The 13,191-nt window shown below is 40.8% G+C and carries 11 protein-coding genes and 3 pseudogenes; 12 read left to right on the forward strand and 2 right to left on the reverse strand.

Annotated elements, in window-relative coordinates:
- The first annotated feature begins 139 nt into the window (after positions 1 to 139).
- The 5 genes from E0E16_RS06755 (at position 140) to E0E16_RS06775 (ending at position 6,400) form a co-directional block, all read left to right on the forward strand.
- Entirely contained in the window at positions 140 to 1,426 is a 1,287-nt protein-coding gene (locus tag E0E16_RS06755; protein WP_130829656.1) for a hypothetical protein, read from the forward strand.
- Positions 1,419 to 3,374 carry a DEAD/DEAH box helicase gene (locus E0E16_RS06760; protein ID WP_130829657.1) on the forward strand — a complete coding sequence of 652 codons (1,956 nt, stop codon included), beginning with the start codon at positions 1,419 to 1,421 and terminating at the stop codon, positions 3,372 to 3,374. The genes E0E16_RS06755 and E0E16_RS06760 overlap by 8 nt, the downstream gene beginning before the upstream one ends.
- A complete protein-coding gene (locus tag E0E16_RS06765; protein ID WP_130829658.1) occupies positions 3,349 to 4,284 on the forward strand; it encodes a protein NO VEIN domain-containing protein in 936 nt (311 codons plus the stop codon). The genes E0E16_RS06760 and E0E16_RS06765 overlap by 26 nt, the downstream gene beginning before the upstream one ends.
- Positions 4,285 to 4,310: 26 nt before the next feature.
- Complete coding sequence (locus E0E16_RS06770) at positions 4,311 to 5,375, forward strand: hypothetical protein (protein ID WP_130829659.1); 1,065 nt, start codon at positions 4,311 to 4,313, stop codon at positions 5,373 to 5,375.
- A 119-nt stretch (positions 5,376 to 5,494) separates the two neighbouring features.
- Complete coding sequence (locus E0E16_RS06775) at positions 5,495 to 6,400, forward strand: IS982 family transposase (protein WP_130829660.1); 906 nt, start codon at positions 5,495 to 5,497, stop codon at positions 6,398 to 6,400.
- 22 nt (positions 6,401 to 6,422) lie between these two features.
- On the opposite strand, the gene E0E16_RS06780 is transcribed toward E0E16_RS06775, so the two are convergent.
- Positions 6,423 to 6,656 carry a hypothetical protein gene (locus E0E16_RS06780; RefSeq protein ID WP_130829661.1) on the reverse strand — a complete coding sequence of 78 codons (234 nt, stop codon included), beginning with the start codon at positions 6,654 to 6,656 and terminating at the stop codon, positions 6,423 to 6,425.
- Positions 6,657 to 7,113: 457 nt separating this feature from the next.
- Here E0E16_RS06780 and E0E16_RS06785 point away from each other — a divergent pair, with 457 nt between their 5' ends.
- From E0E16_RS06785 to E0E16_RS06810, 6 genes and pseudogenes are all read left to right on the forward strand, one after another.
- Entirely contained in the window at positions 7,114 to 7,425 is a 312-nt protein-coding gene (locus E0E16_RS06785) for a DUF3853 family protein (RefSeq protein WP_130829662.1), read from the forward strand.
- Complete coding sequence (locus E0E16_RS06790) at positions 7,422 to 8,456, forward strand: AAA family ATPase (RefSeq protein ID WP_130829663.1); 1,035 nt, start codon at positions 7,422 to 7,424, stop codon at positions 8,454 to 8,456. The genes E0E16_RS06785 and E0E16_RS06790 overlap by 4 nt, the downstream gene beginning before the upstream one ends.
- A 195-nt stretch (positions 8,457 to 8,651) precedes the next feature.
- The gene (locus tag E0E16_RS06795) at positions 8,652 to 9,542 is read left to right on the forward strand and encodes a DUF8464 domain-containing protein (RefSeq protein WP_130829664.1); all 891 of its coding nucleotides are present in this window, start codon (positions 8,652 to 8,654) and stop codon (positions 9,540 to 9,542) included.
- Between the two features lie 101 nt (positions 9,543 to 9,643).
- On the forward strand, positions 9,644 to 9,991 hold the full coding sequence (locus E0E16_RS06800; protein WP_130829665.1) for a plasmid mobilization protein: 348 nt from the start codon (positions 9,644 to 9,646) through the stop codon (positions 9,989 to 9,991).
- A complete protein-coding gene (locus E0E16_RS06805) occupies positions 9,988 to 10,914 on the forward strand; it encodes a relaxase/mobilization nuclease domain-containing protein (RefSeq protein ID WP_130829666.1) in 927 nt (308 codons plus the stop codon). The genes E0E16_RS06800 and E0E16_RS06805 overlap by 4 nt, the downstream gene beginning before the upstream one ends.
- Before the next feature lie 21 nt (positions 10,915 to 10,935).
- Positions 10,936 to 11,316: pseudogene (locus tag E0E16_RS06810) on the forward strand (hypothetical protein); the annotation flags it as partial.
- A gap of 16 nt (positions 11,317 to 11,332) precedes the next feature.
- Here the strand turns inward: E0E16_RS06810 and E0E16_RS06815 are convergent.
- Positions 11,333 to 11,770 (reverse strand): annotated as a pseudogene (locus tag E0E16_RS06815) (ISL3 family transposase); the annotation flags it as partial.
- 109 nt (positions 11,771 to 11,879) lie between these two features.
- Between E0E16_RS06815 and E0E16_RS06820 the strand changes: the two are divergent.
- Positions 11,880 to 13,104 (forward strand): annotated as a pseudogene (locus E0E16_RS06820) (IS4 family transposase).
- Positions 13,105 to 13,191 lie beyond the last annotated feature (87 nt).

The following is a 13,191-nucleotide window of genomic DNA, read 5'->3' on the forward strand; positions in this document are numbered from 1 at the left end:
CGGCTTCTTTTGTGCCTTATTCGAACTATGATAAAATGGAGTATTCAAGGAGTGGATTCCAACTTTAACGAAACAAAGGTGTTATCCAATACCTTTTGCTGGTTGTAAGTCGAGTTCTTGAGGGACGACTATTTAATATATGGAACGTAGTCAAAGAATTGAATTGCTGAAGCAAATTCAAAAGAAAGTGCCGTTTGCACAAGGTTATCCTCTTCTCTATCGAGGAGAGCGAAAATCTTTTGATGTATGGGAGATTCCTATGGAATGTCTCATCTACAATCAGTATAATGGTCGTATCGGTAGTGTGGTTAAATCTTATGAGAAACAGAACCACAAACTTAATCCAGAGCTTACAGACGATGCTGCACTCATCGAAAAATTCTTGTGGCAATCTAAAGCAGACAAGAACGAAAAGACGATGGGAAGCCTTCGACAAGTAGGTCAACTTAAATTCGGTATCGTAACTTCAGATGGTGTCATCGTTGATGGTAATCGAAGAGTATCTTTGATGAACAGAATCCTTAGTGACGCGAGAGCTACGCAAGAGGAAAAGAATAGATGCAAATTCTTTAGAGCAGTAATTCTACCAGAGAATGCGACAAAGAAAGACATTCTCCAACTCGAAACATCCTTCCAGATGGGAGAAGACGAGAAAGTAGATTATAACCCTATTGAAAAATACCTTAAATGCAAAGACTTAGAGGATGCTGGTTTTACGAGAGATGAGATTGCAAATTTCATGGGGATAAAGAAGAAAGATATTGACACAAACCTCGAAATTCTTTCCTTGATGGATGAGTATCTTAGCTTCTATGAGTATGACGGCATTTATACAATGGCAGAAGGACACGAGGACTCTTTCCAGAAACTGAACATTGCCCTTAAACAGTATAGTGCTGGAGTCGCTAATATGTGGAGCTTCACACCAGAAGATGTCAACAACCTAAAAGCTGTTTCTTTTGACTATATAAGATTGGGGTTAGCTCAAAATGATATTCGCGATTTATTCCGTAAGCCTGGTCAGGCCTCTTCGAGTGTTTTCGGTACAAAGACTCGATGGGAAAATTTCCTTGACAAGCATAACGAAGCTGTTGCAAGTTATGAAGAGAAAAGCGTTGATGAATACATACAGAACGCAACAGGCGATGACATTATTCCATGTATGCAAGCTCGTGACCAGGAATGGCGCAAACACGTTAAGCAGCAAATGGAAGATAACTTCAATGCGGCACAAGACGACATTGATAGTCAACTTCGTGCCAAAGAGCCTATGCTTCTCGTAAAAAAAGCTTTGGGTGCCATTGCTTCATTGGGCTCCATTGATCCTCAGGCAAGCAGTATTAAGAAGTATCAGGTTGAAATTTTGGAAGGCTTACAAAATCTCATTCAACAAGCAGACGAACTTAGAAGCAGAATAGATGAATAATACAGGAGTTCTTCAAATAGAGTCTCAAGGCAACAGCATTGTCATTCGTGAGGGTGCAGATAAAATTCGCCGCAATCGAATGGCAAAGCTCTATATGCGTTCTAATCTGAAATTTTCAGATTGTGGAGACCACATACAAGTTGAAATTACAGAGAATGTCAATGTAACCATGAACCATATCAAGGTTCTTGCTAAATACATTAACTGTGATATTTCGTTCGGAGAAGGTATCAACCGTGAAATGCAAAATTTCCGAACACAAGAGTCTCTGTTTGAAGAGTTCTCCCAGCAAGCACGAAACATCAGAGATAATCATCCCCAGATTGATGAATTCAAGCGTTTTGAAGAGTCTCTTATAAAAAATATGCCGAATCGACAGCTGTATAAATTACAAATGTTATCGGCATACCATATGGCATTCGCTCAAAACGCTTGTAATTTTTCTGTACCTGGTGCCGGAAAAACAAGTGTGGTTTATGGAGCCTATGCTTATCTCCATAATCTCCCTAAAGACGACCCTAAACACGTAAATCGTATCGTTATTATTGGTCCTTTAAGTTCATTCGGCCCATGGGAAATTGAATATAAAGAGTGCTTTGGTACAGAACCAACATCGATGCGTCTTATTGGTGGTATGACTACGAAAGAGAAATCATTGTATCTACATGGAATGTCCCATGCAGACATCACTCTTACGTCATACCAATCAATTATCTCAATCAAGGATGATTTGCTTTTTTTCCTATCGCAACATAAAGCGATGGTCGTATTAGATGAAGCACATAAAATCAAAAACACCCACGGTGGTATTATGGCTGCATCTACAATGGAATTGGCTTCAAAAGCCGCTTCACGTGTTGTACTTACAGGAACTCCGGCTCCAAATGGGTATGAAGATTTGTATAATCTCTTTCATTTCATTTGGCCGGATAGAGATGTGTTAACATACAATGTTCCACAACTCGTAAACATGAGTCATTCATCTGAAGATGAACGAGTGGACGATTTAATAAATAAAATCGCACCATTCTTTATTCGTGTGCGCAAAAGTGACCTAAACATTCCGCCTGCTTTTTTTGAGGAAATTGAAGTGGAAATGTCAGACTCTCAGAAATCAATCTATAATGCAATAGAAAATAAGTTCATGGCCGAGATTGATGAAGATATGTCTCCTTTCCTTAAAAAAGTTAGAAAAGCGAAGTTTATTCGCTTGATGCAAGTCGCTACCAATCCAGAATTGCTAAATTCTAAATTGACTGATATTGATGATGTTGGTGAGGATATTGCAGAATCAGAAGAAGATAGCGATTTTATTGCTGGCATTAAGCAGTTTGTATCTTCTGAAGTTCCAAACAAATTCATCAAAGCAGCCGATATTGCAGAAGAAATAGTTAAAGCTGGTGGTAAAGTTGTCATTTGGGCTTCTTTTATTCGCAATATTGAAAGAATGAGTGAATACCTAAAAGAACGAGGTATAGCTTCTCGAATGCTTTATGGGGCAACTCCTGTGGAAGCAAGCGATGGATCAGATGAAATGAATAGTCTGACTCGTGAATCTATTGTCCGTGAGTTTAATCGCGACGATTCTTCATTCAGAGTAATTCTTGCAAATCCATTTGCTGTTGCAGAATCAATATCTCTGCACAAGAAATGTCATAATGCGATATATATTGAAAGGTCATTTAATGCAGCTCACTTTATACAATCTAAAGATAGAATACACCGTTATGGCTTGAAACCAGACGTTAATACAAAGTATTACTATCTTATATCTAAAGATACGATAGATGAAACCATTAACAAACGACTTGCAGAGAAAGAGCAACGACTAAACGATATAATGGAGAGTATGCCTATACCTCTTTTTGATAACGTTTTAGAATCTGGAGGCATAGATGATGTAAAAGCTATTCTACGCGACTATGAGGCAAGAGCTAAAAAGATATAGTTCCATCGGGGACAAAAATGGAATTCTATTCCTTTGTAGAAAATTACTGACGGGAAACAATGTAAGTTTGTCGTCAGTAAAAGCCGCATGTTCTTTTGTTGAAGGAATAGACCTTGTTTTTCCATGTGGAATTTTAGCATTACAAGAACTTGACTTATTAAATGTTGAGGGTGATTTATGTGTATCCAAGTCCTTAACTTATCACGCAATCCATGAAGATGTGTTTATTAGGGAACTTTGTTCTCATTGCTTTAATGTGCTTAGTAAAAATGGCTTATTCGATGACGCACAAGTTACGTATGACGAACAAGAAGATTTATTTTATATTCCTCGGAGGGCATTCAGATTAGAATCTGCTGTGTTTAGAAATCTTCTCGTAAGTTTTGGAGCTGTCAAAACAGATGGATTGAAATTCATTATTAGCAATGAATACGAACAGATTTTCAAAAAGGCGATAAAACACAAGCGTACCATGTCCCTGAGTCAGCTTATGGAAAAACTCGAGCATGAAAGACTCATGGGTGAAGAGGGCGAACTGTTTGTATTGGATTTTGAAAGGAAACGTTGCCCATATACCGAACAACAGAAGAAAAAAATTAAACAGATTTCAGAAATCGATGTTTCTGCAGGTTATGATATTATATCATTCCATAGCGAATCCTCCACTCAACGCAGATACATTGAAGTAAAGACCTTTGAGGGTAATAACCATTTTCATTGGTCTAAGAATGAAATAGACTCAGCTAAACTGAGAAAACACGATTATTATATTTACTTGGTAGACTACAATAAAATTAATGAAGAAGATTATGTGCCAACTATGATTCAAGACCCTTATCAAGAAGTATTCATGCAAGGTAAGTGGAGTTTCTCTGTTGATTCATATTTGGTTGAAGAAAAGAAATGTTGATTGTAAAACTTATAAATTCAAGAGATATGAAAAAGTACATTCTTTCACTTGCACTTTGTGCCATAGCATTGTGCAATTTCGCTCAAATACAGTCTTATAAGATTGTTTCACAAGCAGACGAAGAGCGGGTTATCCTTCCTTATGATAGCCTTACCAATATAACACGAAACAACCTTCCGTCTCTCATTGGACAAAAGATACAAATCTTACCAGAAATGGGTAGGTCTTCAATAGGGTTGGATAACGGTCCAACTATATATTCACGGAAACCAAATTCTCGCGGATATTGTAACGAAGCTGTTATATCACCAGATACTGGATTTACAATATATGAATCAAAATTTGGTACTTTTAATAATGAAGTATTTGACATTATAGGAGCGGACTCTATTCAGTCTGATGATAGAGGAACGTATCGTACAAAACATTTTTATCTGATAGTCAGTAACGAAAAATACCCAGGTAGAAATTATTTGGATGTTGGTTTTGTAAATGATGAGTATAACAATGATGTTCTCACAAAAAGAGATGAACTTATAAACATACATAAGTTTATAATATTAGGCTATTTTGAAAAATTGCGAGAAACAATGAAGGGGAAAAAGTATGTGAATCAATACACATCAAACCGTTCATTGGGAGGTGATTATATTGTTTATAACCTATCAGATGGAAAACCACTTCAAAGCATCCCCCAAAACCATGTTTGGGAAATTGTTGATTTAACTTTCATAGAAGCTGATGACAAAGCAATGCTAGGCTATATACTCACATCGAACGATATAAAAGATGTGTTTTGTAGTACGTATTTAAAGAATTTTATTCCGTATAATGAGTATTTAGCCGAATCAAAGAAAAAGGCTAATTGGGAAAAATCAATGATTACAAAATATGGTAAAGCTAATGGCACACTCATAATTCAAGGAAAGGTAAAAATTGGCTTTACGAAGAAAATGTGTGAAGAATCATGGGGAAAGCCCTCTGACATCAATAAAACATCTGGATCTTGGGGAGTTCATGAGCAATGGGTCTATGGCTATGGAAGTTATCTCTATTTTGAAAATGGAAGGTTGACTTCAATACAAAACTAAAATAGACATAATTTTAACGTGAGTTCGATGAATTATAAGTGTCTGTAAATTTGGTGATTAGCGAAAATTGTTGTAACTTTATAGTATTGATTTACAAACAATTACAAACAAAAATCGCTATGATCACCGAGGACAAAGTTACTGAAATATTTTGTATGGCAGATGATTTCTGCAAGTTTTTTGATGCAATGACGGCAAAATATACGCTAAAACCTACCGGAAAAAGAAACTATCAGCGTAATTCCACGATGTCAAAGGCAGAAGTCATGCTAATAATGATTCTTTTTCACGACTCTGGTTATCGTTGCTTTAAACATTTCTATATTGAAAAAGTATGTAAGCATCTGCGTCATTTGTTTCCTAAAGTTGTCTCATACAACCGTATAGTAGAATTGGAAAGGGAGGTAGCCGTACCCTTAACCTTGTTTATCAAGAAGGTTCTGTTGGGCAAATGTACGGGCATAAGCTTCGTTGATAGCACACCACTACGTGTCTGCAAGAACCAAAGAATACATATTCACAAGGTTTTCAAAGGTATAGCCCAAAGAGGAAAATGCTCCATGGGTTGGTTCTTCGGTTTCAAATTACATTTGATTTGTAATGAGAAAGGAGAGCTTATCAATTTTATGATAACACCGGGAGATATTGATGACCGTAAGCCTTTGGAATACAAAGCTTTTGTAGATTTCATATATGGCAAGCTGGTCAGCGACAAGGGGTACATCGGCAAGAATCTCTTCCAAAGACTGTTTGTGGATGGAATACAACTTATTGCCAAATTGAAAAGTAACATGAAAGGAGCTTTGATGAGTGTTTCTGCCAGGCTCTTACTCAGAAAAAGAGCCATTATAGAAAGTGTGAATGACGAGCTTAAGAATATTGCGCAGGTGGAGCACTCCAGTCATAGATGCTTTGACAATTTCATCGTCAACTTATTAGGTGCTATTGCTGCCTATTGTTTGTTTCCAAAGAAGCCGTGCATCAATGTACAAAGGACTATTGATACACAACTTGCTCTGTTCTGAATTCGTCGAACTCACGTTAATTTTAATACATAATCAAGCAGACTTTGGATCCGCCCAGTGCGGCACCAAGGTCTGCTTTCTTTTTATCGGTAGTCGCCTCGCTTTGGAGGACATTTTCGCCCAGTGGTAGGCTACCGCCCATTGTCTTTATGCCCGAGGGAGGAGGGAGTGTGTTGCCGTAGGCTTGAAGCGGTATGTGTAATCGACCTCGCACTGTGGTTGGCGGTTGCTGGTATTCGTGCTTGGTCTGGGACATTGACCGTGCAGCTTTGGTCGTGGTGATGACACGGAGTCAAAGATTATTCTTACGAGGGAGAGTGTTTGCTGGAAGTAAATGAGAGATTGAATTTAGCGAACAGAGGCTTATTTTCCCTTCACAAAGTTAGGTTGCTACCCTTGGTGAAAAATTAGACACGATTTCCTCTCAATATTTTTATAGATCTACACCTGTTCAGAATCTAATGTACGTGTAAGAGAAAATCACTAAAACAATCATAATGATTACTTATAAACGGTATTTTGCCCGATATTGTTCACTTTATGAGTATGGTTTAAGTGTTTTTGATAGTCTCTGATTTCCCTATTTTCTCTTATATTTCCCGCCATATCCCTTTCACTTGGTAGAACATTAAAAGCCCTCTACTTTTGTATCGTCAGAGCTGACTGAAAGCCCTATGCGCAAGGACGAATTTTCATTTCAAAACAATTGGATTATGACGATAAACGAATTACTGGACAAGCCTGTTTGGCAGATGACTGGTGAAGAATTACTTTTCCTTGCACAACACGGTAATATATCCACGAGCAGGGAATCAACAAAGGCTTCTTCCTCCAAAGAAGAAAAGCGATATGTGTACGGCTTGGCTGGCATTGCATGCCTCTTTGGGTGCAGTCTGCCCACAGCTAATCGTATCAAACAGAGTGGCAAAATCAATCGTGCCATTACGCAAGTAGGTCGCAAGATTATTGTGGATGCCGACCTTGCGCTGGAATTGGCAGGACGAAAGACAGGAGGACGAGGATGAACACGACTGATTATGAAAACATTTGGCAAGCATCGCTTATCCATGTTACGGACGAGTTTGCGCTTCCTCCAGTTGTACTGCAAGCAGGTGAAGCCATAATTGGCACATTGGGCAACTTCAGTGTGTCAACAGGTAAAGCCAAAGCAAAGAAAACTTTCAATGTGAGTGCCATCGTTGCAGCAGCTCTTGTCAATGGGCAAGTTCTGGAGTATCGGGCATCATTTCCCGAGAGCAAGCGCACTATCCTCTACTTTGACACTGAGCAAAGCCCTTATCATTGCCAACTCGTGATGCAACGCATTCTGCGATTGGCAGGACTGCCGATTGATAGAGAGCCAGAGTATTTGAAGTTCAGCCACCTCAGAGCCATTGCCGACCCAAATGAGCGCAGAGAAATAATCCGCTACGCCATCTACCATGCACCCAACGTGGGCTTGGTGGTCATTGACGGCATTCGAGATTTGATGCTCGACATCAACAACTCAACGGAGGCGACTAAACTTGTAGGCGACCTGATGCAGTGGACGAGCGAGCAGAATATCCATATTCAAACCGTGCTTCACCTCAACAAAGGCGATGACAACGCGCGAGGGCATATCGGCACGGAACTCAACAACAAGGCAGAGACAGTCTTGCAAATCACGAAAGACAACACGCTGCCCGACCGAAGCATCGTTGCACCCTCCATCATCCGCTCCAAACCTTTTGAAAAGTTTGCCTTTCGGCTCAAGGAGGTTGAAGATGAGGTGTGCGTTCCCGAAATCGATACTTCCTACACGGACGCAGACTGCAAGCCCCACCGCCATTCATACCACGACCTAAGCGACACCGGACATCGTAAAGCATTGACACAAGCCTTTTCTTTGCGTGAAGTCTTGCCCTATGGCGAACTCATTGCAGCACTCAAAAAGGCTTATGCTGAGGTCGTAGGGCAATCTTATGGGCAAACCAAACTCAAAGAACTCTTGCAGTTTCTGCTCAATAAAGGTATGCTAATAAAGGAAGAGCGAGGGAAATATCGGCTCAACTGAGATAATCAACCCTAAAACCTTTGGTCGGTCGGACGCAGGCTATATATACCTGAACCAATCCGACCAAATAGAAATAAGTTTGGTCGGTCGCAAATGGGTGCCTATAGTGTACGACCGTCCGACCAAACAAGAATCAACCAACCTCCAAAAGAAAAAGGTTGGGGCAAATTCATTTCAACTTAAAACAACATCACAATGGAAATACAACACATCAAGCAAATTTCTATCACAGATTATTTGCAACAACAGGGCTATGTGCCAGCACGAGTACATGGCATTAACTATTGGTACTACTCTCTGCTGCGCAACGAAAGTACACCATCATTCAAAGTAAACACAGAGCGCAACCAATGGTATGACTTTGGTTCGGGCGAGCATGGCGACATCATAGACCTTGTATGTGCTTTGCATCGTTGTTCTATCAGCGAAGCCATCCAGCATCTTTGCGGGACAAAACAAGTAGCGCATCAAGAATTTTCTTTTGGAGGTAAGAGAAAATTCTCTGAGCGCAAGTTGGAAATCCTCTCAGCACAACCGCTTTCCAATCCTAATTTGCTTCGCTATCTCACAGCGCGTGCCATTCCCCTTACCGTAGCCAATTCCTACTGCTCGGAAGTTCTATTCCAAAACATGAAACGGACATACTATGCCATTGGATTTGCAAACGATGCTTTGGGATGGGAAATCCGCAATATGTATTTCAAAGGATGTGTCGCACCGAAGGCTGTTACGACGATTAAAAGAGGTGCTGGTCGCTTGCAAATATTTGAGGGTTTTATGGACTTTCTTTCATGGAAAACACTCAATCCATCTTCAATGAGCGATGCCATTGTTCTCAACTCTTTGGCACTTTTGCCACGCATTCAAGAGCAAATAATGGGTTATCAAGAAGTAGAAGGTTTTCTGGATAATGATGATGCCGGACGTAAATCTTTTGCCGTTTTGAAGCAAATCTTTCCGCAAATCGTTGATGGCGCTACACGTTACCCAGAGCACAAAGACCTCAACGAATGGCTCGTTGCTCAATCCAAAATCAATGAGAAACAGGTGTTATTACCGACAACTAAGCGTGGTATTAGAAGATAGCGTGTGTTTGGGAAGCAAGTTTGTGTTTTGAGTATCTCAAAACCTACTTGCTCCCACCATTGGGAAGTGAAAACCCGTTGGTCTCATCAAAAAACAAGAATATGGAACAGAAGAATAAAGGTGGGCGACCCATCAAGACTTTATCAGAGAAACGGAAATACCAAGTGCTTCTTCGGCTTAATACAATGGAGTACTACACTTTGCTGGGTAAAGCACGAGAAGCCTCTATCACTCGTACTGAGTTTTTACGTCGGCTCATTACAAAAGCCGAGGTTAAGGCACACATCAAACCAGAAGAAATGCAACTCATCCGCACAGTCTCGGGTATGGCAAATAATCTCAATCAGATAGCCCATCGGCTCAATGCCTTTGACATTTCTACCCTCAATGAAGATTTGAACGCACTGAAACAACTTACTCACGAACTCATGAAACGATTGAAACCATGATAGCCAAGATTATTAAAGGAACAAACTTCAGTGGAGTTGTCAATTATATGCTCAGCAAATGCGAAGGTCAAGTCAAGGTTTTACAAGCTAATGACGTACGCAGTTCTTTACCAAATGACATTGCACACGACTTCAACTTGCAAGCCTCTATGCGTCCGAATGTACAAAAACCAGTTTGTCATACCATACTCTCATTCTCAGCACATGATTCAGAACGACTGACAGATGCAACAATGGTGAAGATAGCCAACGAATATCTCCATAAAATGGGCTATGGCGACACACAGAGCCTTATCGTAAGGCACAGTGACCGCCAGCATCCTCACCTGCACATTTGTATCAATCGCATTGGTAACAATGGCAAAACCATCAGCGACCACAACGAAAAGTATCGTTCAACGAAGATTTGTAGAGAACTGACAGAGCGTTATGGTCTAACCATTGGCGAAGGAAAGCAAGAGGTAAACCGCTCAAGATTGAGAGGTGAGGATAAATTACGATACGAGATATTCGATACCATTAAGTCTATATTACTTCAATCTCAGACTTGGAAAGATTTTGTTGCAGGGTTAGAGCAACAAGGTATTACCACTCGTTTCAAAACGAAAGGCAACACCGATGTTGTTCAAGGAATCATATTTGAAAAAGACGGATGTAGTTTCAGTGGCTCAAAGATAGACCGAACGTGCTCTTTCTCTCGCCTCAATGCTGAGATAGAACAAAATTCTCACAAACATGAGAAAACTAATCTACAAAATGAGCCTATGGTAGATTCTGTAGATGAAAGCTATATCATTACCGACCTATCTGAAGCAATTAGTAAAGTGTTTTCTATGCCAACACCAAGTAATGGCGTAGATGTTGATGAGCTCCGCTTCCAAAAGAAACTTCGCAATAGAGCTAATCGCAAACGTAGAATTTAATCACATCAAATTTATATCAGTATGAATAACGAAATAGCACCTGTTCTTGATATGCTCGAAGAACTTAAACAAGAATGCAAAGCCATCAGTAAGGCACAGATAGAACTGCGCACTACTATTGCAGAACAGCTATCTATTCCAAAGGGAGATAGTGTTAAAACACAAGAAACCGTGCAAATCCATCTCTCGAAAGAAACCCAAGCCAAAATCAAGGAACACCAACTTTTTGTTTTGGAGGCACTATCAGAGTCGAGTAAGAAGCTTGACCCAAAGTTTGAAGCCTTGCACCAGCTCATCAGTAAGCAACAAAAGCCCATAGAATTTAAGAACTACTCACTATTTGCCAGCGTACAATTAGCCGAGCGCCTGTTGCTTTTATTTGTCTGCGGACTGGTCATAGTCAGGGCTCAGTAGAAAATCAGTGGGGATATGCGTATAGATTTGCAATTCTGAATAGGAAGAACTTCTTGTCTGCCACTCCTCTTAGATTAGCTCGGAAAAGTTTAATTTTGGCATTGAACGATTCTGCCATGGCATTCGAAGCCCTGTTGTTATAGAAGTTCAATATCTCATCATAATGCTCGTAGAATGTGGCAGCAATGACATTGAATGAATGAAAGCCTGCCTCTTCAACTTTATTGTACCACCGTGCCATGGAAAGTCTGGCTGCATCCTTGATGGTGTTCTTTGCAAAGATCATGCGCAGAGAATGGCACAATCCGTATGCCTTTTGGATGTCCGGATATTGTTCAAAAAGAATTTTAGCTCGCAGTTTCTGACGCTCGGTCCATTTGTCAGCGGACTTGAAGAGCAGATATCTTGACCTGGCGAGAAGCTCTTTTCTTGTATCTCCATTTATTACTGTCCGCTAAACATCCCACATTTTTTATGAATTAGGGCTGACACTTCTCACGAGGTATCAGCCCTTTTTGTTATCTTTGCTTTTGTTTCCAAACTCAGATAACATGGGCAAAAGTACACATTTCTTCGGACAGCCGGTATATGGTCAGCTGATAAAATCTCTCGACCATGATAAAATAGTTGAAATAAGCCCGTCGGAACGGCGGTGAGCGGTATGTGAAGACCTTTGATGGCTTCACCCATCTTCTTACGATGCTGTATGCAGTCATCATGCGCTTCGACTCCCTGCGCGAGATAGAGGCGGCAATGACGGCTGAGGTGCGCAAGCTTCATCACATAGGCATTGACAGGGTTCCTAAGCGCAGTACCCTGTCAGACGCGAACGCCAGACGCTCGGAGAAATTCTTTGAGGACGTGTATCACGACCTTTACGAGTCCAATAAGGACAAACTTTCTTCGGACAGCCGACGCAATGGTACGGAGGAATGGGTAAAACGTCTGAGAATCATCGATTCCACCACGATAACCCTGTTCTCTAACGTCATCTTCAAGGGCGTGGGCCGTCATCCTAAGACGGGAAAGAAGAAGGGTGGCATAAAAGTGCATTCCGTCATTCATGCAAACGAGGGAGTTCACTGTGACGTGAAGTTCACCTCTGCCGCTACCAACGATTCCTTCATGCTCGCCCCCAGCCATTTCAAGCATGATGAAATCGTTGCCCTGGATCGTGCATATATCAACTATGAAAAGTTTGAGGAACTGACCGAGAGGAACGTTGTCTATGTCACCAAGATGAAGAAAAATCTCAAATACGAGGTGTTGGTAGACTGCATGGATATGAACGAGGATGGGCTGATGGAATATCGTGAGCAGGTGGTGGTGTTCAGGAAGGGCGGTATCAACCATATAGCGCGTATCATCACCTATGTGGATATCAAGAAGGGAAAGATGCCAAAGTTGGTGTCCTTGCTTACCAACGACTTTGACATGTCCATGGAGACTATCGTAGCCATCTACCGCAGGAGGTGGCAGATAGAGTCTCTTTTCAAGCAGATAAAACAGAACTTCCCGCTTAGATACTTCTATGGGGAGAGTGCCAACGCCATCAAGATACAGATTTGGGTTACACTCATTGCCAATCTATTACTGTCACTGCTGCAAAGCTCATTGCAGAGGCGGTGGAGTTTCTCAGGGCTGGCTACTATGGTGCGCATTGTACTTATGGAATACCTCAACATGAATAATTTCTTCAACATGCCGGATGCCGACATGAAACTCATGCTTGAAGCAGCGGCTGAATCGCCACCCGAGGTAACAGAAAATGAATAAGGGGGCTTGTCACTAACATGCTGTCATCCGAACTATTGTGTCTCAATGAGTTGGAATGAGGATTTCTATGTTTAGCGGACAGTAATA

Origin of the sequence: Prevotella rectalis (genome assembly GCF_900607215.1) — a bacterium.
In the GTDB taxonomy this organism is placed as follows: domain Bacteria; phylum Bacteroidota; class Bacteroidia; order Bacteroidales; family Bacteroidaceae; genus Prevotella; species Prevotella brunnea.